The sequence below is a fragment of the Enterobacter cloacae complex sp. IR5450 genome (genome assembly GCF_049238665.1).
GTDB lineage: Bacteria > Pseudomonadota > Gammaproteobacteria > Enterobacterales > Enterobacteriaceae > Enterobacter > Enterobacter hormaechei_C.
This window is the reverse complement of sequence record NZ_JBMKIC010000013.1, coordinates 73063-98892: the sequence shown is the minus strand read 5'-3', so window position 1 is coordinate 98892 and position 25830 is coordinate 73063. Positions and strand designations below refer to the sequence as shown.

Here is a 25830-nt window from a genome sequence, read left to right as displayed (position 1 = left end):
TAATATAGGCGTCCTGAATATTTGAGGCGAACATGATCAAGCGACAACGCAACGCTATCCTGCTTGTAGCCCTGGCCTGCCTGGTGGTGCTGATATGCACCGCCCAGCGGATGGCCGGGATGCATGCGCTTGTCATGAACGTCACCGCCACGAGCCAGTCTGTCCAGCAGGGGCAGGAGAGTACCGACGCACCGGTAACCCCGTGTGAGCTTAGCGCCAAGTCGCTGATGTCGGTCCCGCCTGTTTTGTTTGAAGGCGCCCTGATTGCCGTCACACTGCTGCTGGCGTTGCTGGCAGCCAGCCCGCCGCGCCGCGAACGGCAGTGGCCTCCCCGCGTTATCTCCCCGCCCCGGTTAAGGGTGCATCTGCGATTATGCGTCTTCCGTGAATGAGCCTTCGCCTGTTACTTCAGGTTAATTCATCATTTACGGAGATAATTTATGTTTACTGTATTCAGGCGACTGCTGGTCTGCCTGCTTTGGCTATGGCTGCCCCTCAGCCAGGCTGCCGACAGCGGCTGGCTGCGCGCCGCCGATAATCAGCACGCCAGCGTCAGGCTGCGTGCGCAACCCGAAAGCACTGGCGAAACCCGCCTGCTGCTGGACGTCGCCCTGCAAAAAGGCTGGAAAACCTACTGGCGCTCGCCGGGCGAAGGGGGCGTCGCACCCGCGATTAAATGGCATCAGCCCGTCGAGGCGAACTGGCGCTGGCCTGTGCCGCAGCGTTTCGACGTCGCGGGTATCACCACGCAGGGCTATCACGGCGATGTCAGCTTTCCCATCACCCTGCGGGGCGACGTCCCGAAGATCCTGAGCGGCGTGCTTACGCTCTCCACCTGTAGCAACGTCTGTATTCTTACCGACTACCCGTTTTCACTGAACATGACCGCATCCGCAGGCGCCGGTTTTGATTACGATTTCAGTCGGGCCATGGGCACCCTTCCGCTCAGCGGCGGGTTGACCTCAACGCTTAACGCCACCTATGCCCCCGGCAAGCTGACCGTAACGGCGCAGCGTGACGCAGGCTGGCAGGCGCCGTCCCTGTTTATCGACGGTATGGATGATGTTGATTTCGGCAAACCGGCCCTCACCGTGCGCGGTGATTCGCTGGTCGCCACCGTGCCCGTGACGGACAGCTGGGGCGAGGCAGCGCCCAACCTCAGCGGCAAAACCCTGTCGCTGGTTCTGGCCGATAGCGGGCAGGCGCAGGAGTCCAGCCTGAGCATTCAGCCGGGGAACGCCGCGCCGACGCTCTCGTTAGGCTGGGTGCTGCTGATGGCGCTGGCTGGCGGTCTGATCCTTAACGTCATGCCCTGCGTACTGCCCGTGCTGGCCATGAAGCTGGGCACGCTGATGCAAACCGAACGGCAGGCGCGGGGTCAGGTACGCCGACAGTTTCTTGCGTCGGTAGCCGGGATCGTGATCTCGTTCCTCGCGCTGGCGCTGATGATGACGGTTTTACGCTTAGGCAATCAGGCACTCGGCTGGGGGATCCAGTTCCAGAACCCGTGGTTTATTGGTGCGATGGCGATGGTGATGGTGCTTTTCAGCGCCAGCCTGCTGGGGTTGCTTGAAATCCGTCTCCCTTCCGGCGCCAGCACCTTCCTCGCCACGCGCGGCGGTAACGGGCTTGCGGGTCATTTCTGGCAAGGCGCGTTTGCCACGCTGCTGGCGACACCCTGCACCGCGCCGTTCCTGGGTACGGCGGTCTCGGTCGCGCTGGCGGCGCCGCTTCCCCTGCTGTGGGGGATCTTCCTGGCGATGGGTATCGGCATGAGCCTGCCGTGGCTGCTGGTGGCGGCCTGGCCGGGGCTGGCCCAGCGCTTGCCGCGTCCGGGACGCTGGATGAACGTCGTACGCGTAGTGCTGGGGATAATGATGCTCGGCTCATCGCTGTGGCTGCTGAGCCTGCTGACGGTGCACATTGGCAGCCTGCCCGTCATCACGCTGGGCGTGCTCCTGATCCTTACGCTGCTGCTGGTCACCGCCTGGCGCTACCGCTGGCAAACGGCACTGCGCGCCGGGGTATTAGCTGTAGTAGTGGCCGGAGCAGTCGCGTTTGTATCCGGCTCCGGCGGCGAGGGTTCCCGCCGCGATCGTATCCACTGGCAACCGCTCAGCGAGCAGGCCATTGCCCGCGCGCTGGCGGAGAACAAACGGGTGTTCGTCGACGTGACCGCCGACTGGTGCGTGACCTGTAAAGCCAATAAATACAACGTGCTGCTGCGCGACGACGTGCAGGATGCGCTCTCCGCCCCGGACGTTGTCGCCCTGCGCGGCGACTGGAGCCGCCCCTCAGATACCATCAGCCAGTTCTTAACCACGCGCGGCAGCGCCGCCGTGCCGTTTAACCAGATCAACGGACCGGGATTACCGCAGGGCCACGTGCTGCCTGCGTTGTTAAGCCGCGAAGCGGTGCTGAGCACCCTGTCCGATGCAAAAGGAAAATAACATGAGAGCCTTAATTGCCTTACTTCTGCTGTCGTTATCAACGTTCGGTTTCGCCGCACCGTCAGATGACGCTTCCAGCGACCAGCTGGCAAAACTGTTGTTTAACGACCCCAACAGCCCGCGAACCGGCGCGGCATCGCCGAAGCTGACCATCGTCTCCTTCACGGACTACAACTGCCCGTATTGCAAGCAGTTCGACCCAATGCTGGAGAAAATCGTGCAGGAAAATCCCGACGTGCAGCTCATCGTCAAACTGCTGCCGTTTAAGGGACAAAGCTCGGTAAATGCCGCGAAAGCGGCGCTCTCGACGTGGCAGCAGGCGCCGGATAAATTCTGGGCGCTGCATCAGCGGCTGATGATGAAAAAGGGCTATCACGATGACGCCAGCATCGCCGCCGCAAAGGTCAAGACCGGAACGGACAGCATTAAAACGGATGATAAAACCTTGGACAGCCTAAAGATGAACCTCATCCTGGCGCAGGTGCTGAATATTCAGGGTACCCCGGCGACCATTATCGGCGACCAGATGGTGGCGGGCGCCATTCCGTATGACGACCTGGAGGGGCTGGTCAAAGAACAGCTGGCAAACGCCCGTGGCAAGTAAGCTTCCGCGCCTGCTGCGCGAGCTGGGCGTGTGGCTGCTCATTGGCGTAGCCGTGAGCCTGGCGGTAGACTATTCCCGCCAGCCCGCGCTGCCGCAGAATTTCTCCGCGACGGCACTGCACACCCTCGACGGTCAGCCCGTCGATCTTATCGCCATGAGTAAGGAGCGACCGCTGCTGGTCTACGTCTGGGCGACATGGTGCGGCGTTTGCCGCTACACCACGCCGTCGGTGGCGGCGCTTGCCGCGGACGGGGGTAACGTGATGTCGGTTGCGCTGCGCTCGGGCGATAACGCGACGCTCGAAACATGGATGAGGAAGAAGAAGGCGATGATGCCCACGGTCAACGACGCCAGCGGAGAACTGGCGCGTGAGTGGGACGTTAAGGTGACGCCAACGCTGGTGGTGATCTCTCACGGTGAGGTGAAGTCGATCACCACCGGCTGGACCAGCGGCTGGGGAATGCGCCTGCGGCTGTGGCTGGCGTCGTAGCGTTACTTCCCGCCAGCCAGCTCCAGGAAGCTACCGGTAACATAGGAGGCTTTGTCGCTCAGCAGCCAGGCAATGGCCTGGGCGACCTCCTCCGGCTGACCGCCACGCTGCATCGGTAACATCGACTTCACCCGATCCACACGCCCCGGCTCGCCGCCGGAGGCGTGAATATCGGTATAAATCAGGCCTGGCCGCACGCCGTTAACGCGAATGCCCTGTGCCGCCACCTCCAGCGCGAGGCCGGTAGTCAGGGAATCCACCGCCCCTTTGGAGGCGGCATAATCCACATATTCCCCCGGCGCGCCCAGTCGTGAGGCCGCCGAGGAGACATTCACAATCGCGCCGCCCTTGCCGCCGTGTTTATGCGACATGCGCTTCACCGCTTCACGGCAGCAGAGAAAATAGCCGGTGACGTTGGTAGCCAGCACGCGGTTAATACGTTCAGCGGAGAGGTTTTCAATGGTGGATTGTTCAAACAAAATTCCGGCGTTGTTCACCAGTGCGGCGAGCGGCTCACCTTCGCGATCGAGGCTGGCGAACATCGCCATCACCTGCGCTTCATCGCTGATGTCCGCGCGCACGGCAAAGGCTTTACCGCCCGCGTCCACGATCTGATTAATGACCTCTGTCGCGGCTTTGATGTTGTGATGAAAATTCACCGCAACGGTGTAGCCTTCGCTTGCCAGCTGTAGCGCGGTGGCTTTACCAATACCCCGGCTGGCGCCGGTGACCAGTGCAATTGCCATTCTTTTCTCCCAATAAAAAAGCCGGGTAGCGGCTTCGCTTTACCCGGCCTACGTTACTACAGGAACAACGTTACTGGTATTCGCTCATCGGTACGCAGGAGCAGAACAGGTTACGGTCGCCGTAAACATCATCAAGACGTTTCACGGTTGGCCAGTATTTGTTTACCACACCTGCCGGGAAGACAGCCAGTTCGCGGGTATAACCGTGGTTCCACTCTGCCACCAGTTCGTTCTGGGTATGCGGCGCGTTAACCAGCGGGTTATCTTCCAGCGTCCACTCCCCGCCTTTCACGCGGTCGATTTCGCTGCGGATCGCCAGCATGGCGTTGATAAAGCGATCCAGTTCCACCTTGCTTTCAGACTCGGTCGGCTCAACCATCAGCGTTCCCGCAACCGGGAAGGACATGGTTGGCGCGTGGAATCCGTAGTCGATCAGGCGCTTGGCAATATCCAGCTCGCTGATGCCCGTCTCTTCTTTCAGAGGACGAATATCGAGGATGCATTCGTGCGCCACGCGACCGTCGCGGCCGGTATAGAGCACCGGATAGGCGTCCTTCAGACGCGTTGCGATGTAGTTGGCGTTAAGGATCGCTACCTGGCTGGCCTGCTTCAGCCCTTCCGCGCCCATCATGCGGATATACATCCAGCTGATTGGCAGGATAGAGGCGCTGCCGAACGGTGCCGCGGAGACCGCGCCCTGACGGGTCAGCATGCCTTCAATCTGCACCACGCTGTGGCCCGGCACAAACGGTGCCAGGTGCGCCTTCACGCCGATAGGACCCATGCCCGGGCCGCCACCGCCGTGCGGAATGCAGAACGTTTTATGCAGGTTCAGGTGCGACACATCCGCGCCAATAAAGCCCGGAGAGGTGATGCCCACCTGGGCGTTCATGTTTGCGCCGTCGAGGTAAACCTGGCCGCCGAACTGATGCACCACTTCACACACTTCACGGATGGTCTCTTCGTACACGCCGTGGGTGGATGGGTAGGTCACCATGATGCAGGAGAGTTTGTCGCCCGCCTGCTCGGCTTTGGCGCGCAGGTCGGCCAGATCGATGTTGCCGTTTTTGTCGCACGCCACAACCACCACTTCCATTCCTGCCATCTGGGCAGAAGCCGGGTTGGTACCGTGGGCGGAGCTTGGGATCAGGCAGATATCGCGATGGCCTTCGTTGCGGCTTTCGTGATAGTGACGGATTGCCAGCAGGCCTGCATATTCACCCTGCGCGCCGGAGTTCGGCTGCATGCAGAGCGCGTCATAACCGGTCAGCTTCACCAGCCAGTCGGAGAGCTGGTTGATCATCATGTGATACCCTTCCGCCTGCTCAGCCGGGCAGAACGGGTGCAGCTCAGAGAATTCAGGCCAGGTAATTGGGATCATCTCAGCCGCGGCGTTCAGCTTCATGGTGCAGGAGCCCAGCGGGATCATTGCCTGGTTCAGCGCCAGATCTTTACGTTCCAGTGAGTGCATGTAACGCATCATCTCGGTTTCGCTGTGATAGCGGTTGAACACCGGATGAGTCAGGATCGCGTCGTCGCGCAGCATGCTTTCCTGAATGGAGCGGCTGTCGAGCGCAACCTCTTTGTCGAGCGTATCAACGTCCAGACCGTGTGCGTCACCCAGCAATACGTTGAACAGGGTCAGGATATCGTCACGGGTGGTGCTTTCGTCCAGCGTAATGCCGACCGCATTGTGAATGTCGCTGCGCAGGTTGATTTGCGCTGCCTCGGCGCGCGCCAGCACGGCCGCTTTGTCTGCCACCTCGACGCACAGGGTGTCGAAATAGTGTTCATGACGCAGTCTGAGACCTTTCTGTTGCAGACCGCAGGCCAGGATATCGGCCAGACGGTGGATGCGGCTGGCAATGCGCTTCAGGCCAGCCGGACCGTGGAACACCGCGTACAGGCTGGCAATGTTAGCCAGCAGTACCTGCGAGGTACAGATGTTGGAGTTCGCTTTCTCGCGGCGGATATGCTGCTCGCGGGTCTGCATCGCCATGCGCAGCGCGGTGTTACCGGCGGCATCTTTCGATACGCCGATAATACGGCCTGGCATGGAGCGTTTAAATTCATCTTTCGCGCCAAAGAACGCCGCGTGCGGGCCGCCGTAGCCCATCGGCACGCCGAAACGCTGGGCTGAGCCGAAGACAATATCCGCGCCCTGTTTACCTGGCGCCGTCAGCAGCACCAGCGCCATAAAATCAGCGGCGACGCTAACAATAATCTTACGGGATTTCAGCTCGGCGATCAGTGCGCCGTAGTCGTGTACTTCCCCGGTGGTGCCCACCTGCTGCAACAGCACGCCGAAGACGTCCTGGTGATCCAGCACTTTTTCAGCGTCGTCGACAATCACCTCAAAGCCGAAGGTTTCCGCACGGGTGCGCACCACGTCCAGCGTCTGGGGATGCACGTCCGCCGCGACGAAGAAACGGTTGGCGTTTTTCAGTTTGCTCACGCGCTTCGCCATCGCCATCGCTTCGGCGGCGGCGGTGGCTTCATCCAGCAGCGAGGCAGAGGCGATATCCATACCGGTCAGATCCAGCGTCACCTGCTGGAAGTTCAGCAGCGCTTCCAGACGGCCCTGGGAGACTTCTGGCTGATATGGGGTATAAGCGGTGTACCAGCCCGGGTTTTCCAGCATGTTACGCAGGATCACCGGCGGTAACTGCACGTTGGTGTAGCCCATGCCAATGTAAGACTTATAGCGCTTGTTAAGGCCGGCGATGGCCTTCAGCTCCGCCAGCGCGGCGAACTCCGTCGTGGACTCGCCTACCTGCGGCGGCGTGGCAAGCTGGATGTCCTTTGGCACGATCTGGCCGATCAGTGCGTTTAATGAATCCGCGCCAACTGTCTTCAGCATCTCCTGCTGTTGCTGAGCATCCGGCCCAATGTGACGTTCAATGAAGGCGCCACGGTTTTCAAGCTGGCTTAAAGTCTGTGTCATGAGCGATGGTTCCTGAAACGTGCAGTGAATGTGTTTTCTCCCTCTCCCCTTTGGGGAGAGGGCTGGGGTGAGGGTATCGTCTGTTCCCCTCACCCTACCCTCTCCCCAAAGGGGAGAGGGAAATGGCTTATTCGTCTTCCAGTAGTGCTTCGTACGCGGTCGCATCCAGCAGCGCGGCAACCTGCGCTTCGTCGCTGGCTTTGATCTTGAAGATCCAGCCGCCTTCATACGGTTCGCTGTTCACCAGCTCCGGGGAGTCGCTGAGCGCGTCGTTCACGGCAACAATTTCACCGCTTACCGGGGCGTAGATGTCAGAGGCCGCTTTAACGGATTCCGCCACCGCACAGTCATCGCCTGCGCTCACGGTTGCGCCCACTTCCGGCAGGTCAACAAACACCATGTCGCCCAGCAGCTCCTGCGCGTGCTCGGTGATCCCAACGGTGTAAGTGCCGTCCGCCTCTTTGCGCAGCCACTCGTGTTCTTTGCTGTATTTCAGTTCTGCTGGCACATTGCTCATTGAAGTTCTCCTGATAAAAATAGTTAGGCGACCGGCTTACCGGCGCGAACAAAAATCGGTTTGGTCACGTTGACCGGCATTTCGCGGTTGCGGATCTGCACCACCGCCGTTTCGCCAATCCCCGCCGGCACGCGTGCCAGGGCAATACTGTAGCCGAGCGTCGGGGAGAACGTTCCGCTGGTGATCACGCCTTCGCGATGATTGCCATCGGCATCGGTGAAGCGTACAGGCAGCTCACCGCGCAGAACGCCTTTTTCTTTCATCACCAGGCCTACCAGCTGTTCAGTGCCCTTCTCGCGCTGCATCTCCAGCGCTTCACGACCAATAAAATCACGGTCAGCCGGTTCCCACGCAATGGTCCAGCCCATGTTGGCCGCCAGCGGAGAGACGCCTTCGTCCATCTCCTGACCGTAGAGGTTCATCCCCGCTTCCAGACGCAGCGTATCGCGCGCGCCCAGCCCCGCAGGCTTCACGCCCGCCTCCACCAGCGCACGCCAGAAATCAGCGGCCTTCTCGTTTGGCATGGCAATTTCGTAGCCCGCTTCACCGGTGTAGCCGGTGGTGGCGATAAACAGATCCCCCGCCTGCACGCCGAAGAATGGCTTCATGCCTTCGGTGGCTTTGCGCTGCTCGTCGCTGAACAGAGACGCGGCTTTCGCCTGGGCGTTTGGCCCCTGCACCGCAATCAGCGACAAATCGTCACGAACGGTGATGTCTATGGCGTAAGGTTCAGCGTGTTGGGAAATCCAGGAGAGGTCTTTTTCGCGGGTGGCGGAGTTTACAACGAGGCGGAAGAAATCTTCGGTGAAGTAGTAGACGATGAGGTCGTCAATCACGCCGCCAGAGGCATTGAGCATGCCGGTATAGAGCGCTTTGCCCGGCGTCTTCAGTTTGGCGACGTCATTTGCCAGCAGATAACGCAAAAACTCCCGGGTGCGGCTACCGCGCAGGTCGACAATCGTCATATGAGACACGTCGAACATACCGGCATCGGTGCGCACCGCGTGGTGCTCATCAATCTGCGAGCCGTAGTGCAGCGGCATCATCCAGCCGTGGAAGTCCACCATGCGGGCGCCGCACAACACGTGCTGTTCGTACAAAGGAGTCTGTTGAGCCATCTTTTCCTCATTGAAAAATTCACCGTGAAACCCGGTGTCGGCCTCGCGATCGGGGGCCGACGCAAACGTTCTCTTTTACCTGAACTTACCACCGAAACCGGCGGTTAACCATAAGGTAAAACGGGTCATCACATTAGCTTATGACCAAAAATCGCTGAAAAGCCTACAGAGTTATTCACTGGGAAAATGCGATTAAACCCGCATAAAATTAACATTGATCTAACAGGATTTAGCAGATGCTGATATTTCATGCGGAAAAATGGGCCGAATTTCCGTAACATAAAAATAGTAAGATTAGATTTTCTAATGCGAAAAATGACGTGAAATTAGATTATTTCAAACGAGGAAATTTCCCCGGCGCGCAGGCCGGGAAAATAAAGTGTGACGGGGATCGAGATTAACGTAACCAGTCGGGAAGATCGTTGAGGCCCATTGCCTGACGAAGAAGCTGCGGTTTTACGCCGGGAAGGGTGTCGGCCAGTTTGAGGCCAATATCGCGCAGCAGTTTTTTCGCCGGGTTCGCTCCGGCAAACAGCTCGCGGAAGCCCTGCATACCCGCCAGCATCATAGCCGCACTGTGTTTGCGGCTGCGCTCGTAGCGACGCAGATACAGATGCTGACCAATATCTTTGCCTTCCCGATGCAGGCGACGCAGCTCTTCAACCAGCTCAGCCGCGTCCATAAAGCCGAGGTTCACTCCCTGCCCGGCCAGCGGATGAATGGTATGCGCCGCATCCCCCACCAGCGCCAGACGGTGCGCGGCAAACTGACGCGCGTAGCGACCGGTTAACGGAAACGTCTGGCGTTCGCTTTCAAGCCCGCACAGGCCCAGACGGTTATCAAACGCCACGCATAGCGCCTGACTGAAGGCATCCGGCGTCGTCTCCTGCATCTGCTGCGCTTTCTCCGGCTCTAAGGACCAGACGATGGAGCAGAGATGCGGATCGGCAAGCGGCAGGAAGGCCAGAATGCCGTCATTATGGAAAATCTGGCGCGCCACGCCGCCGTGCGGCTCTTCGGTGCGGATTGTGGCCACCAACGCGTGATGACGGTAATCCCAGAAAGTCAGCGGAATATCCGCTTTGTTACGGAGCCAGGAATTAGCGCCGTCGGCACCCACTACCAGACGCGCAGTCAGCATATCGCCACTTTCAAGAGTGATAAACGCGTCGTTTTCGCCCCACGCCACCTGATGAAGTTTCGCCGGTGCGATCAGCGTGACGTCGCTGCACTGCTGCGCTTTCTGCCACAGCGCGTGGTGGATCACCGCGTTTTCAACGATATGTCCAAGGTGGCTGTAACCCATGCTTTCATCGTCAAACGCGATACGGCCAAAGCTGTCTTTGTCCCACACTTCCATCCCGTGATAGCAACTGGCACGGAGCGCCACGATTTCAGACCAGACGCCAAGGTGCGTCAGTAGCTTTTCGCTGGCGGCATTGATCGCCGAGACGCGCAGCTCCGGCGGTGCATCCTGCGCCACAGGCTGCGGCGCTTTTTGCTCAAGCACGGCCACGCGCAGGCCGCTGCCCTGTAAACCACAGGCCAGCGCCAGTCCTACCATTCCGCCGCCCACAATGGCGACATCAACATTTTGCACGGTCAATACTCCTTAACGCGCGACCCAACCCAGGGTCCGCTGCGCCAGCACATCACGTGCCGGAATGAACAGTTCCATCGCCATCAGCCCAAGGTTGCGACCCGCAACCAGCGGTGCCCAGCGATTGGCAAACAGGTGGACTAAACCGTCGGTGACGCCAATGGTCGCCGCTTTGTCCGCCTGGCGTCGTTTCTGGTAATGGCTCAGCACTGAGTATGCGCCACAATCCTGTTGTTCGCTCCACGTCCGGGCCAGGAGCTCTGCCAGGCTTATCACGTCACGGAGGCCAAGGTTGAAGCCTTGCCCGGCGATGGGGTGCAGCGTCTGCGCGGCGTTGCCGACCAGGGCGACGCGATGGGAGACAGTCTGCGATGCGGTCGTCAGCGCGAGCGGATAGGCCACGCGTTTTCCGGCATGGGTGATGCGCCCAAGCCGCCAGCCGAAGGCTTTTTGCAGCTCGGAACAAAAACGTTCGTCGGACCAGGAGAGAACCTCATCGGCCCGATCCTGCGCATGGCACCATACCAGCGAGCAGCGCCCGTTCGACATCGGCAGCATGGCCAGCGGGCCGTGTTCCGTGAAGCGCTCAAATGCCCTGCCGTTATGCGCGCCAGCCGTAGAGACGTTAGCGATGACCGCCGCCTGCCCATAGGGTTCAGAGCGCCATTCGACGCCGCACTGCGTGGCGATCGCGGAGCGTGAACCATCCGCCGCCACCAGCAGTTGCCCCTCCAGCGTGGTGCCGTTGTCCAGCGTCACGCTGACGGCCTCGTCACGACGGCTAAAGCTGGCGACGCGCGCCGGACAGTGCAGCGTGACGCCAGGCGCGTCCTGTAACAGACGGAACAGCCGCAGCCCTACGTCATGCAGCTCGACAACCTGCCCCAGCGCCTCGATCCGGTAATCGTGAGCATCCAGCGTCACAAACCCGGCATGCCCGCGATCGCTGACGTGAACGGTGTCGATCGCCGTTGCGCAATCCGCTATCGCCTGCCAGATCCCAATACGCGCAAGCTGCTGACAGGTTCCCTGCGCCAGCGCGATAGCGCGGGCGTCGAAACCGGGATGATCGGCCGCCTGCGGCGCGACCGCCTCAACGAGATGCACCGGAAGCTGGCCCTGGGTTAACTGCGAAATAGCCAGCGCCAGAGTAGCGCCGGTCATGCCTCCGCCAACGATGATTACGCTCATTCGCGTGCCGCCGCCATCAGCGCCTCGATGTCGTCGGCTTTTTTCACCACGGTCGCGGTCAGGTTTTCGTTACCGGTTTCCGTGATGACGATGTCATCTTCAATACGAATGCCGATCCCGCGGTACTGTTCCGGCACGTCGGCATCCGGCGCGATGTACAGCCCCGGCTCAACGGTCAGCACCATGCCAGGCTCCAGCACGCGCGAACGTTCCGGACCGTATGCCCCGACGTCATGCACATCCAGCCCCAGCCAGTGGCTCAGGCCGTGCATAAAGTACGGACGATGGGCGTTTTCGGTTATAAGGGTGTCCACATCGCCTTTCAGAATGCCGAGCTTCACCAGCCCGGTAATCATGATGCGTACCACCTCGCCCGTAACCTCCTGAATGGAGGTGCCAGGGCGGAACAGCGTCAGCGCGGTCTCCAGAGACTCAAGCACGATGTCATAGATTTCACGCTGCGCGGTGGTGAATTTACCGTTCACCGGGAAGGTACGGGTGATGTCGCCCGCGTAACCCTGATATTCACAGCCGGCGTCAATCAGCACCAGATCGCCGTCGCGCAGTTCACTTTCGTTTTCGGTGTAGTGCAGAATGCAGCCATTTTCCCCGCCGCCTACGATGGTGTTATAGGACGGGAAGCGCGCACCGTGACGGTTAAATTCATGGTGAATTTCGCCTTCAAGCTGGTACTCGAACATACCGGGACGGCACTTTTCCATGGCGCGGGTATGCGCCAGGGCGCTGATTTCGCCCGCGCGGCGCATCACGTTCAGCTCTTCTTCAGACTTGAACAGGCGCATCTCATGCACCATCGGTCGCCAGTCCGTCAGGGTGGCGGGTGCAGACAAATTCTGACGTGAGCCTTTACGCAGCTTATCCAGCGCGGTGAAAACAATGTCATCCGCATACGCGTATTCGCCCTGGGCGTGATAGAGCACGTCCAGACCGTTCAGCAGTTGGTAGAGCTGCTGGTTGATTTCGCTGTAGGCCAGCGCGCGGTCCACGCCCAGTTTTTCTGGCGCCGCCTCCTGCCCTAAGCGGCGACCAAACCAGATTTCCGCGGTCAGATCGCGCACGCGGTTAAAAATCACGCTGTGGTTGTGGGTGTCATTGCTTTTAATCAGCACCAGTACCGCTTCCGGCTCGTTAAACCCGGTGAAGTACCAGAAATCACTGCTCTGGCGATAGGGGTATTCGCTGTCGGCGCTGCGCGTCACTTCCGGCGCGGCGAAAATCAGGGCAGCGCTTCCCGGCTGCATTTTTGCCAGCAGCGCCTGACGACGGCGAGAATACTCTTGACTGGAGATAACCATGACACCCTCCTGTGCGTTATTTTTCTTAGTGTAATGTTGGCTTGCGAACTTCCGGCGCGGTCGGCTGCGAGCGCGTAAAATTGTCGTGGCACAGCAGAGACGCCACGCGCACGTACTCGATAATCTCTTCGAGAGACATCTCCAGCTCTTCCTGGTCTTCGTCTTCATCGTAGCCGAGCTGGGCGATGTTGCGCAGATCGTCGATCGCTTCACCCGCTTCGCCGGTCACTTTATCCAGTTTAGGCTGGGTTACGCCCAGGCCAAGAAGATAGTGGTTTACCCAACCCGCGAGCGCATCAGCGCGATCGAAGACGCTGACATCGTCGCCTTCAGGCAGATAAAGCTGAAAAAGAAAGCCATCGTCTTCCAGGGAATCGCTGGTTGCGGCGTGCATTTTACGCAGCGCTTCCGCCAGTTCGTGGCCAAACGCCAGCCCTTCGTTGGTGAGGTCGTGGATCAGCGGCTGCCATGAGCTGTCGCTGTTTCCGCCGCACAGTATGCCGCTGATCAGACCGTGCATTTCGGCAGGGGTCAGACCGACTCCCTGCTGGTTCAGTAACTGGTTTAAATCCTTGTAACCAGGCATTTCGTTCTGTATAGACATACGCATTCGTCATCAAAGGGAGGATATTCATGATATGCTACCACTTTGGACCCTGGTGATACCAGAAAAGGGCTTGTATCTTCACATCAGGGTAGCTATAGTGTCGCCCCTTCGCAGCCCCCGGGGCAGTAAGCGAAGGCAGCGCAGTCAATCAGCAGGAAGGTGGCATGTCTGCACAACCCGTCGATCTCCAGATTTTTGGCCGTTCACTGCGAGTGAATTGTCCGCCTGAACAAAGGGATGCCTTGAATCAGGCTGCGGACGATTTGAATCAGCGGTTGCAAGATCTAAAAGAACGCACTAGAGTCACAAATACTGAGCAGCTGGTTTTCATCGCCGCGTTGAACATCAGCTATGAACTGACTCAGGAAAAAGCGAAGACCCGCGATTACGCGGCAAGCATGGAGCAGCGCATTAAAATGCTCCAGCAGACCATAGAACAGGCATTGCTTGATCAAGGTCGCAGTCCCGAAAGACCGGGACCAAAGTTTGAATAACACTTCTCAGTTGACTATGGTAGAGTAACTGTGAAGACAAAATTTCTCTGAGATGTTCGCAAGCGGGCCAGTCCCCTGAGCCGATATTTCATACCACAAGAATGTGGCGCTCCATGGTTGGTGAGCACGCTCGGTCCGTCCGAGAAGCCTTAAAACTATGACGACACATTCACCTTGAACCAAGGGTTCAAGGGTTACAGCCTGCGGCGGCATCTCGGAGATTCCCTCTCTTTTCTTCTACCGACTACCATGACTCAATTCCCTGAAGTTTCTGCTTCACGCCAGGACATCCGTCAGCTTATTCGCCAGCGTCGTCGCGCCTTAAGCGCCGAGCAACAGGCACATTTTGCCCAGCAGGCCGCCGCCCGCATGATGGACTATCCGCCTGTGGTGATGGCAAACACCGTCGCCCTGTTTCTCTCGTTTGATGGTGAGCTGGATACCCAACCGCTTATCGACCAGCTCTGGCGCGCCGGGAAAAAAGTTTATCTGCCGGTGCTACATCCCTTTAGCCGAGGCAATCTGCTGTTTCTGCACTACCATCCGCACAGCGAGCTGGTGGTAAATCGTCTGAAAATCACAGAACCCAAACTCGACGTGCGCGATGTGCTCCCGCTTTCCGGGCTGGATGTGCTGATTACGCCGCTGGTGGCGTTTGACGAGCAGGGCCAGCGATTAGGCATGGGCGGGGGGTTCTACGACAGGACGCTACAAAACTGGCAGCAGTACGGATTGCAGCCGGTGGGGTATGCGCATGATTGCCAGGGCGTGGAGGTATTACCCGTAGAGAAATGGGATGTGCCGTTGCCGGCGGTGGTGACGCCCAGTAAAACCTGGACCTGGTAGAATAAAGCCGGGTGGCGGCTACGCCTTACCCGGCCTACATAAATCATCGAACATTGTAGGTCGGGTAAGCGTAAGCGCCACCCGACATCACAGACCGCACCATCAGTACAGCAGACGCGCGCGAATCGTCCCCGGAATGGCCTTCATGCTCTGCAATGCTTTCTCGGCGATGTCTTCATCCGCTTCAATATCAATAACCACATAACCCATCTGCGAGTTAGTTTGCAGATACTGCGCAGCAATGTTAACGCCCTGCTCGGCAAAGATCTGGTTGATGGCGGTCAGCACGCCAGGACGGTTTTCGTGGATGTGCAGCAGACGACGCCCACCGTGCAGCGGCAGAGACACCTCCGGGAAGTTCACCGCAGAGAGCGTTGAACCGTTGTCGGAATATTTACTCAGTTTACCCGCCACTTCCAGGCCGATATTCTCCTGCGCTTCCTGAGTAGAACCGCCGATGTGCGGCGTCAGAATCACGTTGTCGAACTCGCACAGCGGAGAGGTGAACGGATCGCTGTTGGTGGCCGGTTCCGTCGGGAATACGTCAATCGCCGCACCCGCCAGATGTTTACGCTTCAGCGCGTCGCACAGTGCAGGAATGTCAACCACGGTACCGCGCGCGGCGTTGATCAGCAGAGAGCCCGGCTTCATCAGCGCCAGCTCTTCTGCGCCCATCATGTTTTTGGTGGACGCATTTTCCGGCACGTGCAGGCTTACCACGTCACTCATATTCAGCAGGTCAGACAGGTGTTGAACCTGGGTGGCATTGCCTAACGGCAGCTTGCTTTCGATATCGTAAAAATAGACATGCATACCGAGAGATTCCGCCAGAATCCCCAACTGGGTACCGATGTGGCCATAGCCGATGATACCCAGTTTTTTCCCACGGGCTTCGTAGGAGCCCGCAGCCAGCTTATTCCACACGCCGCGGTGCGCTTTGGCGTTAGCCTCCGGAATGCCGCGAAGCAGCAGCAGCAGCTCGCCAATTACCAGCTCCGCCACGGAACGGGTGTTAGAGAACGGCGCGTTAAAGACCGGGATACCGCGTTTTGCGGCGGCATTCAGATCAACCTGGTTGGTGCCGATGCAGAAACAGCCAATCGCCACCAGCTTTTCCGCCGCAGCAATAACGTCTTCAGTCAGTTGGGTACGGGATCGCAGGCCAATGAAATGGGCATCACGGATGGACGCTTTCAGCTCTTCGGTATCGAGCGCGCCTTTGTGAAATTCGATGTTGGTGTAGCCTGCTGCGCGAAGGCTATCGATTGCTTTTTGATGCACGCCCTCGACCAGCAGGAATTTAATCTTGTCTTTCTCCAGTGATACCTTTGCCATTTACCCGACCCTGTTTTTGTCTGAACTGATGTTGTGCTGGATATAAATCCGCTGTAGCCAACATATCAAAAAAAACTATTGCAGCAATATGAACGTTTGCGTCAGTACGCTGAAGGAAAGTCATACAGCGCAAAATGGCAGAGGAAAATGCTATGGAAATTTACAAACGCGGAAGGATCGGCAAAAGAGACATAAAAACGTGACACAAGTCACCGAATTTAGCGTTTCAAAAATTTTTTAGCGGGGGGAGGACTCCCCCCGTCAGATCATTTTACGATGGTTTTCACACCGTCAGCGGTGCCGATCAGCGCCACATCCGCGCCACGGTTGGCAAATAACCCTACGGTAACAACGCCTGGAATGCCGTTGATCGCATTTTCCAGCGCAATGGCATCGAGGATCTCAAGGCCGTGAACGTCGAGGATCACGTTGCCGTTGTCGGTCACCACACCCTGACGGTATTCCGGACGACCGCCCAGCTTCACAAGTTGACGGGCAACCGCGCTGCGCGCCATCGGGATCACTTCGACCGGCAGCGGGAAATTCCCCAGAATGTCGACCTGCTTGGAGGCGTCCGCGATGCAGATGAACTTATCCGCCACGGAAGCGATGATTTTTTCGCGGGTCAGCGCCGCGCCACCGCCTTTGATCATCTGCATGTGGCCGTTGATTTCATCCGCGCCATCAACGTAAATGCCCAGACGGTCCACTTCGTTGAGGTCGAAAACGGTGATGCCGAGGCTTTTCAGCTTTTCCGTGGAAGCATCGGAGCTGGAAACCGCACCCTCGATCTGCCCCTTCATCGTGCCCAGCGCATCGATAAAGTGTGCCGCCGTGGACCCCGTACCAACACCGACAATGGTACCCGGCTGTACGTACTGGAGAGCGGCCCATCCTACTGCTTTTTTCAGTTCATCCTGCGTCATGATCGTTTTGCCTGTGGTGTGAAAACTCAGGGCGCATTATAGAACACGTCGAATGGATTTCGTCTGCCACGAAGGGAAAATTGTGTCATAGTGCAGATTAAGCAAAATTAAGGAGTCAGCCAGAGCAATGAAACGTCCGGACTACAGAACACTACAGGCACTTGATGCAGTTATTCGTGAACGCGGTTTTGAGCGCGCGGCGCAAAAGCTGTGCATCACCCAGTCCGCCGTATCACAGCGTATCAAACAGCTTGAAAACATGTTCGGGCAGCCGCTGCTGGTGCGTACCGTACCGCCGCGTCCGACAGAGCAAGGACAAAAGCTCCTCGCCCTGCTGCGTCAGGTTGAACTGCTGGAAGATGAATGGCTGGGCGATGAACAAACCGGCTCCACGCCGCTGCTGCTGTCGCTGGCGGTGAACGCCGACAGTCTGGCAACCTGGCTGCTGCCGGCCCTTGCGCCGGTGCTGGCCGACTCCCCAATCCGCCTGAACCTTCAGGTTGAAGACGAGACCCGCACTCAGGAACGCCTGCGCCGTGGCGAAGTGGTTGGGGCGGTCAGTATTCAGCCGCAGGCGCTGCCAAGCTGTCTGGTGGATCAGCTGGGCGCGCTGGATTACCTGTTTGTCGGTTCAAAAGCCTTTGCCGAGCGCTACTTCCCGAACGGCGTGACTCGCGCCGCGCTGCTGAAAGCCCCTGCCGTCGCGTTCGACCATCTGGACGATATGCATCAGGCCTTCCTGCAACAAAACTTCGATTTGCCGCCGGGCAGCGTGCCGTGTCATATCGTTAACTCGTCCGAAGCCTTCGTACAGCTCGCGCGTCAGGGCACGACCTGCTGCATGATCCCGCATTTGCAGATTGAGAAAGAGTTGAAAAGTGGTGAGCTGATTGATTTAACCCCGGGGCTGTATCAGCGCCGGATGCTCTACTGGCACCGTTTTGCCCCGGAAAGCCGCATGATGCGCAACGTCACCGACGCGCTACTGGCGTTTGGGCATAAGGTGTTGAGACAGGATTAATCGCTTGAATTCCCTCTCCCTGTGGGAGAGGGTTAGGGTGAGGGCAAACTACTGCGCCTTAGCCGCCTCAGTTTGCTGAGTTTGAGTTGGCTCCAGCTGGAACACCACATCAACCTGATCGTCGAACTGAATGGTTGGCTGCTCGTAGGTTTCCTGAGCAGAAACCGGCGCGGCGTCAGCCTTCATCATCCGCACCATCGGGCTTGGCTGGTAGTTTGAAACGTGGTAACGGACGCTGTAAACCTGACCGAGCTTGCTCTTGAAGCCGGATGCCAGCTGCTGCGCCTGATGAATGGCATCATCAATTGCCGCTTTACGCGCTTCGTCTTTATATTTTTCCGGTTGCGCAACGCCCAGCGAGACGGAACGAATTTCGTTCAGCCCTGCCTTCAGCGCACCATCCAGCAATCCGTTGAGCTTATCAAGCTGGCGTACAGTCACTTCCACAGTACGCACGGCGCGATAGCCTTTCAGGATGCTTTTGCCGTTCTGGTAGTCGTAATCCGGTTGGGTACGCAGGTTCGCAGAGCTGATGTCTTTTTTCGCGACACCGTTCTGTTCCAGGAAAGAGAGGTATTGCGCAACACGATCGTCTGCCTGTTTCTTGGCGGAAGCAGCATCTTTCGCCGCCACGTTCACTTCAATTGCCAGGGTTGCAACATCGGGTACCGCATCCACACTTGCCGTGCCTGAAGTGACAATGTGCGGGCCGTTTGGCAGTTCATTCGCCTGCACCGACACCGCACCTAAACTTACTAATGCCGCCAGGGCCATCACCTTAAACTTCACTGTCATTCCTCCATGTTGCGAAGAGTGCCCTGTTAACAGGGCTCATGCCAGCAAGCTTAGCGGGTCTTGTTCAGATGTCCATAAGACAACGCTTAGTTGAACAATCCCTGTACGTGATGAATGCCCTCTTTCGCCAACTGGAAGGCAATAAACCACATCACCAGCCCCACCAGGGTATTGATAATGCGCTGCGCTTTGGCGGTACGCAGTCGTGGTGCCAGCCATGCCGCCAGGATCGCAAGACCAAAGAACCAGAGGAAGGAGGCGCTGACCGTACCGAGCGCAAACCAGCGTTTCGGCTCAACGTCCAGCTGTCCGCCCAGGCTGCCCAGCACCACAAAGGTATCAAGGTAGACGTGCGGGTTAAGCCACGTTACGGCGAGCATGGTGACGATAATCTTCCAGCGCCCCTGCTTCATCACTTCGGCGCTCGCCAGCTCAAGATTGCTGCTCATGGCCGTTTTCAGGGCACCAAACCCGTACCACAGCAGAAACGCTACGCCGCCCCAGGTAACCAGCGCCAGCAGCCACGGCGACTGCATCAACAGGGCGCTGCCGCCAAAAATCCCGGCGCAAATCAGCAGCAGATCGCTCACCGCACACAGCAGGGCAATCATCAGATGATACTGGCGGCGAATGCCCTGGTTCATCACGAACGCATTTTGTGGACCAAGGGGAAGGATCATGGCCGCACCTAACACAAGCCCCTGAAAATAATAAGATAACATGACGTAATTCTCGCAGAGTTGTCCTGGAGGCAGACTATACTGCGGGAACGTCATTAGAGGAAATGGATAATATTAATTGGGGATTAGCTGGGCTAATAAAAGAAAAGCCCGGTGTCGCTGACGCTTACCGGGCCTACGGGAGACGTTACTCTGCTTCTTTGACTTTTTTGACGTTTACGTCCATCTGCGGGTACGGGAAGCTGATGCCGTTGGCATCGAAATCACGCTTGATGCGCTCCAGCACATCCCAGTAAACGTTTTGAAGATCGCTGCTTTTGCTCCAGATGCGCACCACAAAATTAATAGATGACGCGCCCAGCTCATTCAGACGAACGGTCTGCTCGCGGTCCTTCAGAATACGGTCATCTGAAGCAATGATGTTGGTAATCAGAGACTTAACCTGATCGATATCGGAGTCGTACGCCACGCTGATGATCAGCTCGTTACGACGCACCGGCTCGCGGGAGAAGTTAATGATATTGCCCGCAATGATTTTCCCGTTCGGGACTACCACAATGCGACCATCCACGGTACGCAGGGTCGTGGAGAAAATCTGAACCTGCAACACGGTACCGGCAATACCGCCCAGATCCACATACTCACCGGAACGGAACGGACGGAAGGTCACCAGCAATACGCCCGCCGCCAGGTTAGACAGCGAACCCTGCAATGCCAGACCAATGGCCAGACCGGCAGCACCGAGCACAGCGATGACGGATGCCGTCTGCACGCCGACACGCCCCAGCGCCGCAATCAGCGTAAAGGCGATAATGCCGTAACGGACCAGCGCGGAGAGGAAATCGGCGACTGTGGCATCAATGTGTCGTGCGACCATCACCCGGTTGACAGCGTTCGAAACGATACGCGCCACGATCATCCCGACAATGATGATGGCAATAGCGGCAACAATATTCACGGCGTAGCTCAGCAGTAGCGCCTGGTTGCGCACCAGCCAGTTACCCGCGTTATTGATGCTGTCTACAACATCAAGTTGTTCCATTTATTCTTCCTTTTGTTAAACCAAAACACAAAATCCATCCCCCATGGAGACAGGCAGGTCAGTAAAGGGTAAACAAAAAGCACCGGCTTTGCCAAACAGATCACAAAATCAGGTATTGCAGGATATTGAAAAAGCATAAAAAAAGGCCCGCATATGCGGACCTTCTTGACGCTATGAACAGCTCAAATTACAGAACGTCAACCGCGTTCAGTTCTTTGAATGCCTGCTCCAGACGAGTAATCATAGAAGTCTGGGCAGCGCGCAGCCATACGCGTGGATCGTAGTATTTCTTGTTCGGCTGGTCTTCGCCTTTCGGGTTGCCCAGCTGACCTTGCAGGTAAGCTTCGTTGGTTTTGTAGTATTGCAGGATACCGTCCCAGGTTGCCCATTGGGTGTCGGTATCGATATTCATTTTCACTACGCCGTAGCTTACGGAATCTTTGATTTCCTGAGCAGAAGAACCGGAACCGCCGTGGAAGACGAAGTTCAGGCTGTTGTGCGGCAGGTTGTGTTTTTTGGACACGTATTCCTGAGAATCACGCAGGATGGTCGGGGTCAGAACCACGTTACCTGGTTTGTATACGCCGTGTACGTTACCGAAGGACGCTGCGATAGTGAAGCGTGGGCTGATTTTGCTCAGCTCGGTGTAAGCGTAATCAACGTCTTCTGGCTGAGTGTACAGTGCAGAAGCGTCCATGTGGCTGTTGTCCACACCGTCTTCTTCACCGCCGGTGCAACCCAGTTCGATTTCCAGGGTCATGCCCATTTTGGACATACGCGCCAGGTACTTAGAGCAGATCTCGATGTTTTCTTCCAGAGACTCTTCGGACAGGTCGATCATGTGAGAAGAGAACAGTGGCTTACCGGTTGCCGCGAAGTGTTTTTCACCTGCGTCCAGCAGACCGTCGATCCATGGCAGCAGTTTTTTCGCGCAGTGGTCAGTGTGCAGGATAACCGGAACACCGTAGTGCTCAGCCATCTGGTGAACGTGATGTGCGCCAGAGATAGCGCCCAGGATTGCAGCACCCTGAGGAATGTCAGTTTTCACGCCTTTACCTGCGATGAACGCAGCGCCGCCGTTAGAGAACTGAACGATAACTGGAGCTTTAACTTTAGCAGCAGTTTCCAGTACGGCGTTGATGGAGTCGGTACCCACGCAGTTAACTGCTGGCAGAGCGAAGTTGTTTTCTTTAGCTACCTGGAACACTTTCTGTACGTCATCACCAGTGATAACGCCAGGTTTTACGAAATCAAAAATTTTAGACATGTTGCTTAGTCCTGTATCTTCGGCCGTTAGAAATGGTGCGAGCTCTGATAAGCGCGCTGAAAATTGGGCAGGTTTCCCTGCCCCTGAATGGCTTACTTCTTAGCGCGCTCTTCGAGCATTGCTACTGCTGGCAGAACTTTGCCTTCCACGAATTCGAGGAATGCGCCGCCACCAGTGGAGATGTAGGAGATCTTGTCAGCGATACCGAACAGGTCGATTGCTGCCAGGGTGTCACCACCGCCTGCGATAGAGAACGCTTCGCTGTCTGCGATTGCGTTAGCCACGATCTCAGTCCCTTTGCGGAAGTTCGGGAATTCGAACACGCCGACAGGACCGTTCCACAGGATAGTTTTTGCGTTTTTAAGGATTTCAGCCAGTTTCTGTGCAGAAACGTCGCCCAGGTCCAGAATCTGCTCTTCATCTTTGATGTCGTTAACAGATTTCAGGGTTGCGGTAGCAGTTTCGGAGAACTCGGTTGCCACGCGAACGTCAGTTGGAACCGGGATATCACAGGTACCCAGCAGACGTTTGGCTTCGTCAACCAGATCCGCTTCGTACAGGGATTTACCCACGTTGTGGCCTTGCGCAGCAACGAAGGTGTTCGCGATACCACCGCCAACGATCAGCTGGTCAGCGATTTTGGACAGAGAATCCAGTACGGTCAGTTTGGTAGAAACTTTAGAACCACCAACGATAGCGACCATTGGACGAGCAGGTTCTTTCAGTGCTTTACCCAGCGCTTCCAGTTCGTCAGCCAGCAGCGGACCTGCACAGGCGACGTCTGCGAATTTACCGATACCGTGGGTAGATGCCTGCGCACGGTGAGCCGTACCGAATGCATCCATCACGAATACGTCGCACAGCGCAGCGTATTTTTTGGACAGGGTTTCGTCGTCTTTCTTTTCGCCTTTGTTGAAGCGAACGTTTTCCAGAACAACCAGCTCACCTTCGGCAACTTCCACGCCGTCCAGGTAATCTTTCACCAGGCGAACCGGGCTGGACAGTTTGTCTTTCAGGTAATTAACAACCGGCAGCAGAGAGAACTCTTCGTTGTACTCGCCTTCAGTTGGACGGCCCAGGTGGGAGGTGACCATCACTTTAGCGCCCTGCTTCAGAGCCAGTTCAATGGTTGGCAGAGATGCACGGATACGCGCGTCGCTGGTCACTTTGCCATCTTTAACCGGTACGTTCAGATCGGCACGGATGAAAACGCGTTTACCTGCCAGATCCAGATCGGTCATCTTAATTACAGACATGGTGAATCCTCTCGTTGATTCTTAAAGTTTTGCAAGCGCAAGGTGCGCTCTACCTGAAACCTTTCGCGGCCATGGCTAACGTGGTGTCGAGCATTCGGTTAGCAAAGCCCCATTCGTTATCACACCAGACCAGCGTCTTGATGAGGTGCGCACCACTGACTCGCGTCTGCGTGCCATCCACGATGGCGCTATGCGGGTCGTGGTTAAAATCTACTGAGACCAACGGTAATTCCGTATAGTCAACTATACCATGAAATGCTCCCTGTGCCGCTTTTTGCAGCAACAGGTTGACTTCACAGGCTTTTACCGGTTTTTTCACCGTCACGCTAAGATCGATTGCGGTGACGTTTATCGTCGGAACGCGCACGGCAATCGCTTCAAAACGATCGTTAAACTGCGGGAAAATACGGGTGATCCCGGCAGCCAGTTTCGTATCCACCGGAATGATTGACTGGCTCGCCGCGCGAGTGCGTCGTAAATCCGGATGGTAGGCGTCGATTACCTGCTGATCGTGCATGGCGGAGTGAATCGTGGTCACGGTGCCGGATTCAATGCCATAAGCATCGTCTAACAGTTTAATGACCGGAATAATGCAGTTGGTGGTGCAGGAGGCGTTGGAGACAATGCGGTGTTCAGCTTGCAGCTCGTGCTGGTTGACGCCAAACACGACGGTGGCGTCGAGGTCGTTACTGCCGGGATGGGAGAACAGCACTTTTTTCGCGCCAGCATTCAGATGCGCTTCGCCATGTTCACGGTTACCGTACACGCCGGTACAGTCCAGCACCACATCCACACCCAGTTCGCGCCAGGGCAGCCCTTCAATACTGTTCTCATGCAGCACGCGGATGGCATCGTCACCGACGAACAGCTGTTCCCTTTCCTGGCGAACATCCCAGGCAAAGCGACCGTGGCTGGTGTCATATTTCAACAAATGCGCCATGCCCGCAGCATCCGCCAGTTCATTGATTGCCACCACGGTGATTTCCGCACGACGCCCGGATTCATATAAAGCACGAACCACGTTGCGCCCGATGCGACCGAAGCCATTAATCGCTACGCGTACGGTCATAGATCTCCTGCAAAGCTATCCCTGAGTTCGAGGTGGCTGAAAGAGTAATCCAGCGACGCCCGAAGGGGAATCCTTGCTGTCACAAACTGCGATTGATTGGTCAATTGTCGAACATTTAATCGACTGAAACGCTTCAGCAAGAATAAGCGAATCGGGGAATAAAAGGAATCTCTGTCCAGATTAAGAGCGATTTTATCTGATCTCCATCACATTTTTCCGGAATAATCCCTTTTCTTCCCGCCACGTAAAAACGCGGCGGGTCGACCGGTGTCCCCACTGAAAGCTGCGGAGGATCAGACGAGTCGGTATTCGCCATTTGCCGACATCATCAGTTCCACATTGGCAGGACGGCTGTGACGCAAAACACGCTCCACGTTTGGCCCGTCGGTGCGCTCATAAAACGCGTCGGCGTCGGCCTGAGAGAGTCCGCCGGCCAGCTTACGTCCCACCAGGCGCGTACGTAACGCTTCGGCGGGGGCGCGAATAAACAATGAAAAATCGCAGTATTCCATCAGCGTTCGCCATCGTTCGTCATCAAGCAGCAGCCAGTTACCCTCAACAATCACGACAGGGGCCGTTACCACGATTGCCTCTTCGACAGGATCGTGCGTTTGTCGGTCATACTGCGGCCAGGTACTGTCGCCCTCTTTTATCTGCCGCAGATGTTGCGCCAGCCTGTCGACATCAAAGGTTTCCGGGGCGCCTTTGTACGCGCGCAGGTTATGCGCTTCCAGCCAGACGTTGTAGTGATGAAATCCATCCATCGGCAACGTCTGGATCGGCGGCATCCCCTCCATCTGACGAGAGAGGAATTCCCAGAAGGCGGTCAGCGTGGATTTGCCCGTCCCGGGCGGCGCGCTGAGAAAAACAATCGTACGTCTGCTGGCGCTGGCGAAATGCCGTTTCGCCAGTTGCCGCAGCAAAGGCTTATGAACATTTTCAATTTCGTCGTCAGGATAATGTGCTTCTACATGTAGCCCGTTAACCGTTAGCCCAATTTTCACGGCGTAAGTTCCTTTAAAATTGTCGTTACCGCCAGGGTGAGCGCCGTCTTGATCATTGCGGTAAAGCGCACCTCAGACCATGCGGCAAAGTCAGCAAATTTCATCGACTCCAGCGCGCTGAATAACGTCGCGTTACGGGTGATGCAATTAACGTTGCTGATAAAATCCCAGGTGATGTCATCGGCGAAGCCAGGGAGGGTATCCTGCTCTTTCAGATACTGATAAAACTGTGAAAAATGCGTAATGTCGGCGTAGAGCCATTTTTCCATTTTCCCCAGCGCATAGATCAGGCGTAACGCCACGTCGATGTCATCAAGCGGCCCACTCCGGGCGAGTAACGGCTTCACTGCATATTCCACGATCTCTTCATCGTTATCGACAAACAGCGACGGCAGAAAACATTTAATGCCCTGGAGCAAAAAAGACTGTGCCGTCGTCATGAATGCGAGGAGGTTATTCTGAGCATCCAGTTGCTCAAGCACGTCGTCTTCTGTCAGCGTCGTCATTTGTAT

25 protein-coding genes and 1 other RNA gene are annotated in these 25830 nt (G+C 57.0%); 8 read left to right on the top strand and 18 right to left on the bottom strand.

The window, feature by feature from the left end; translation table 11 throughout:
* Positions 1-32: 32 nt before the first annotated feature.
* From ACOTYB_RS12525 to ACOTYB_RS12510, 4 genes are read left to right on the top strand one after another with little or no spacing between them, the layout of a single operon-like run.
* A complete protein-coding gene (locus tag ACOTYB_RS12525; protein WP_003863427.1) occupies positions 33-392 on the top strand; it encodes a hypothetical protein in 360 nt (119 codons plus the stop codon).
* A gap of 48 nt (positions 393-440) precedes the next feature.
* Positions 441-2450: a protein-disulfide reductase DsbD family protein gene (locus ACOTYB_RS12520; protein ID WP_409248880.1), complete on the top strand. Its 2010-nt coding sequence runs from the start codon at positions 441-443 to the stop codon at positions 2448-2450.
* 1 nt (position 2451) lies between these two features.
* Positions 2452-3054, top strand: a complete 603-nt coding sequence (locus ACOTYB_RS12515) for a DsbA family protein (protein WP_045350799.1) — start codon at positions 2452-2454, stop codon at positions 3052-3054.
* On the top strand, positions 3044-3544 hold the full coding sequence (locus ACOTYB_RS12510; protein ID WP_220153327.1) for a protein disulfide oxidoreductase: 501 nt from the start codon (positions 3044-3046) through the stop codon (positions 3542-3544). Before ACOTYB_RS12515 ends, ACOTYB_RS12510 begins: the two co-directional genes overlap by 11 nt.
* 2 nt (positions 3545-3546) lie before the next feature.
* On the opposite strand, the gene ACOTYB_RS12505 is transcribed toward ACOTYB_RS12510, so the two are convergent.
* The 8 genes from ACOTYB_RS12505 to ACOTYB_RS12470 all read right to left on the bottom strand — a co-directional run bounded on the left by ACOTYB_RS12505 (position 3547) and on the right by ACOTYB_RS12470 (position 13580).
* On the bottom strand, positions 3547-4290 hold the full coding sequence (locus ACOTYB_RS12505) for an SDR family oxidoreductase (protein WP_058662854.1): 744 nt from the start codon (positions 4288-4290) through the stop codon (positions 3547-3549).
* Positions 4291-4360: 70 nt separating this feature from the next.
* A complete protein-coding gene (gene gcvP / locus ACOTYB_RS12500) occupies positions 4361-7234 on the bottom strand; it encodes an aminomethyl-transferring glycine dehydrogenase (RefSeq protein WP_048242041.1) in 2874 nt (957 codons plus the stop codon).
* Positions 7235-7361: 127 nt separating this feature from the next.
* Positions 7362-7751: a glycine cleavage system protein GcvH gene (gene gcvH, locus ACOTYB_RS12495; protein ID WP_006811885.1), complete on the bottom strand. Its 390-nt coding sequence runs from the start codon at positions 7749-7751 to the stop codon at positions 7362-7364.
* Positions 7752-7774: 23 nt separating this feature from the next.
* Positions 7775-8869: a glycine cleavage system aminomethyltransferase GcvT gene (gene gcvT / locus ACOTYB_RS12490; RefSeq protein ID WP_003860107.1), complete on the bottom strand. Its 1095-nt coding sequence runs from the start codon at positions 8867-8869 to the stop codon at positions 7775-7777.
* A 397-nt stretch (positions 8870-9266) separates the two neighbouring features.
* Positions 9267-10469 (bottom strand): FAD-dependent 2-octaprenylphenol hydroxylase, encoded by a 1203-nt coding sequence (gene ubiI / locus ACOTYB_RS12485; protein ID WP_022651816.1) that lies wholly within the window; start codon positions 10467-10469, stop codon positions 9267-9269.
* 12 nt (positions 10470-10481) lie between these two features.
* Positions 10482-11660, bottom strand: a complete 1179-nt coding sequence (ubiH, locus tag ACOTYB_RS12480; protein ID WP_049132782.1) for a 2-octaprenyl-6-methoxyphenyl hydroxylase — start codon at positions 11658-11660, stop codon at positions 10482-10484.
* Positions 11657-12970 (bottom strand): Xaa-Pro aminopeptidase, encoded by a 1314-nt coding sequence (gene pepP, locus ACOTYB_RS12475; protein WP_026094261.1) that lies wholly within the window; start codon positions 12968-12970, stop codon positions 11657-11659. The genes ubiH and pepP overlap by 4 nt, the downstream gene beginning before the upstream one ends.
* A 31-nt stretch (positions 12971-13001) precedes the next feature.
* Positions 13002-13580, bottom strand: coding sequence for a YecA family protein (locus tag ACOTYB_RS12470; protein ID WP_003860099.1), 579 nt, complete (start codon positions 13578-13580; stop codon positions 13002-13004).
* A gap of 167 nt (positions 13581-13747) precedes the next feature.
* On the opposite strand from ACOTYB_RS12470, the gene zapA reads away from it, so the two are divergent.
* From zapA to ACOTYB_RS12455, 3 genes are all read left to right on the top strand, one after another.
* Positions 13748-14077, top strand: a complete 330-nt coding sequence (zapA, locus tag ACOTYB_RS12465) for a cell division protein ZapA (RefSeq protein ID WP_003860096.1) — start codon at positions 13748-13750, stop codon at positions 14075-14077.
* Positions 14078-14118: 41 nt separating this feature from the next.
* Positions 14119-14302: non-coding RNA, 6S RNA (gene ssrS / locus ACOTYB_RS12460), on the top strand.
* A gap of 24 nt (positions 14303-14326) precedes the next feature.
* Positions 14327-14923: a 5-formyltetrahydrofolate cyclo-ligase gene (locus ACOTYB_RS12455; protein WP_220153328.1), complete on the top strand. Its 597-nt coding sequence runs from the start codon at positions 14327-14329 to the stop codon at positions 14921-14923.
* Positions 14924-15025: 102 nt separating this feature from the next.
* Here ACOTYB_RS12455 and serA read toward each other — a convergent pair whose 3' ends face one another.
* Positions 15026-16258 (bottom strand): phosphoglycerate dehydrogenase, encoded by a 1233-nt coding sequence (gene serA, locus ACOTYB_RS12450; protein ID WP_003860093.1) that lies wholly within the window; start codon positions 16256-16258, stop codon positions 15026-15028.
* Positions 16259-16524: 266 nt separating this feature from the next.
* Positions 16525-17184, bottom strand: coding sequence for a ribose-5-phosphate isomerase RpiA (rpiA, locus tag ACOTYB_RS12445; RefSeq protein ID WP_003860091.1), 660 nt, complete (start codon positions 17182-17184; stop codon positions 16525-16527).
* A gap of 127 nt (positions 17185-17311) precedes the next feature.
* Here rpiA and argP point away from each other — a divergent pair, with 127 nt between their 5' ends.
* A complete protein-coding gene (argP, locus tag ACOTYB_RS12440; RefSeq protein WP_003860089.1) occupies positions 17312-18205 on the top strand; it encodes a DNA-binding transcriptional regulator ArgP in 894 nt (297 codons plus the stop codon).
* A 48-nt stretch (positions 18206-18253) separates the two neighbouring features.
* Here the strand turns inward: argP and ACOTYB_RS12435 are convergent, their stop codons facing one another.
* From ACOTYB_RS12435 to ACOTYB_RS12400, 8 genes are all read right to left on the bottom strand, one after another.
* Positions 18254-18994: an oxidative stress defense protein gene (locus ACOTYB_RS12435; protein WP_220153884.1), complete on the bottom strand. Its 741-nt coding sequence runs from the start codon at positions 18992-18994 to the stop codon at positions 18254-18256.
* Between the two features lie 92 nt (positions 18995-19086).
* A complete protein-coding gene (argO, locus tag ACOTYB_RS12430; protein ID WP_039269094.1) occupies positions 19087-19722 on the bottom strand; it encodes an arginine exporter ArgO in 636 nt (211 codons plus the stop codon).
* Positions 19723-19867: 145 nt separating this feature from the next.
* On the bottom strand, positions 19868-20722 hold the full coding sequence (locus ACOTYB_RS12425) for a small-conductance mechanosensitive channel MscS (protein WP_022651818.1): 855 nt from the start codon (positions 20720-20722) through the stop codon (positions 19868-19870).
* A gap of 187 nt (positions 20723-20909) precedes the next feature.
* A complete protein-coding gene (fbaA, locus tag ACOTYB_RS12420; protein ID WP_003860079.1) occupies positions 20910-21989 on the bottom strand; it encodes a class II fructose-bisphosphate aldolase in 1080 nt (359 codons plus the stop codon).
* Between the two features lie 92 nt (positions 21990-22081).
* Positions 22082-23245 carry a phosphoglycerate kinase gene (gene pgk / locus ACOTYB_RS12415; RefSeq protein ID WP_003860077.1) on the bottom strand — a complete coding sequence of 388 codons (1164 nt, stop codon included), beginning with the start codon at positions 23243-23245 and terminating at the stop codon, positions 22082-22084.
* 49 nt (positions 23246-23294) lie between these two features.
* Positions 23295-24314, bottom strand: a complete 1020-nt coding sequence (epd, locus tag ACOTYB_RS12410) for an erythrose-4-phosphate dehydrogenase (RefSeq protein WP_015571810.1) — start codon at positions 24312-24314, stop codon at positions 23295-23297.
* Positions 24315-24607: 293 nt separating this feature from the next.
* Positions 24608-25318 carry a nucleoside/nucleotide kinase family protein gene (locus ACOTYB_RS12405; protein ID WP_126524560.1) on the bottom strand — a complete coding sequence of 237 codons (711 nt, stop codon included), beginning with the start codon at positions 25316-25318 and terminating at the stop codon, positions 24608-24610.
* Positions 25315-25824, bottom strand: a complete 510-nt coding sequence (locus ACOTYB_RS12400; RefSeq protein WP_045337282.1) for an MltR family transcriptional regulator — start codon at positions 25822-25824, stop codon at positions 25315-25317. Before ACOTYB_RS12400 ends, ACOTYB_RS12405 begins: the two co-directional genes overlap by 4 nt.
* Positions 25825-25830: the final 6 nt, after the last annotated feature.

Coding starts and splice junctions, on each gene's coding strand:
- ACOTYB_RS12525 (WP_003863427.1), top strand. CDS start 33: ATGATCAAGCGACAACGCAACGCTATCCTGCTTGTAGCCCTGGCCTGC.
- ACOTYB_RS12520 (WP_409248880.1), top strand. CDS start 441: ATGTTTACTGTATTCAGGCGACTGCTGGTCTGCCTGCTTTGGCTATGG.
- ACOTYB_RS12515 (WP_045350799.1), top strand. CDS start 2,452: ATGAGAGCCTTAATTGCCTTACTTCTGCTGTCGTTATCAACGTTCGGT.
- ACOTYB_RS12505 (WP_058662854.1), bottom strand. CDS start 4,290: ATGGCAATTGCACTGGTCACCGGCGCCAGCCGGGGTATTGGTAAAGCC.
- gcvP (WP_048242041.1), bottom strand. CDS start 7,234: ATGACACAGACTTTAAGCCAGCTTGAAAACCGTGGCGCCTTCATTGAA.
- gcvH (WP_006811885.1), bottom strand. CDS start 7,751: ATGAGCAATGTGCCAGCAGAACTGAAATACAGCAAAGAACACGAGTGG.
- gcvT (WP_003860107.1), bottom strand. CDS start 8,869: ATGGCTCAACAGACTCCTTTGTACGAACAGCACGTGTTGTGCGGCGCC.
- ubiH (WP_049132782.1), bottom strand. CDS start 11,660: ATGAGCGTAATCATCGTTGGCGGAGGCATGACCGGCGCTACTCTGGCG.
- ACOTYB_RS12470 (WP_003860099.1), bottom strand. CDS start 13,580: ATGTCTATACAGAACGAAATGCCTGGTTACAAGGATTTAAACCAGTTA.
- zapA (WP_003860096.1), top strand. CDS start 13,748: ATGTCTGCACAACCCGTCGATCTCCAGATTTTTGGCCGTTCACTGCGA.
- ACOTYB_RS12455 (WP_220153328.1), top strand. CDS start 14,327: ATGACTCAATTCCCTGAAGTTTCTGCTTCACGCCAGGACATCCGTCAG.
- serA (WP_003860093.1), bottom strand. CDS start 16,258: ATGGCAAAGGTATCACTGGAGAAAGACAAGATTAAATTCCTGCTGGTC.
- rpiA (WP_003860091.1), bottom strand. CDS start 17,184: ATGACGCAGGATGAACTGAAAAAAGCAGTAGGATGGGCCGCTCTCCAG.
- argP (WP_003860089.1), top strand. CDS start 17,312: ATGAAACGTCCGGACTACAGAACACTACAGGCACTTGATGCAGTTATT.
- argO (WP_039269094.1), bottom strand. CDS start 19,722: ATGTTATCTTATTATTTTCAGGGGCTTGTGTTAGGTGCGGCCATGATC.
- ACOTYB_RS12425 (WP_022651818.1), bottom strand. CDS start 20,722: ATGGAACAACTTGATGTTGTAGACAGCATCAATAACGCGGGTAACTGG.
- fbaA (WP_003860079.1), bottom strand. CDS start 21,989: ATGTCTAAAATTTTTGATTTCGTAAAACCTGGCGTTATCACTGGTGAT.
- pgk (WP_003860077.1), bottom strand. CDS start 23,245: ATGTCTGTAATTAAGATGACCGATCTGGATCTGGCAGGTAAACGCGTT.
- epd (WP_015571810.1), bottom strand. CDS start 24,314: ATGACCGTACGCGTAGCGATTAATGGCTTCGGTCGCATCGGGCGCAAC.
- ACOTYB_RS12400 (WP_045337282.1), bottom strand. CDS start 25,824: ATGACGACGCTGACAGAAGACGACGTGCTTGAGCAACTGGATGCTCAG.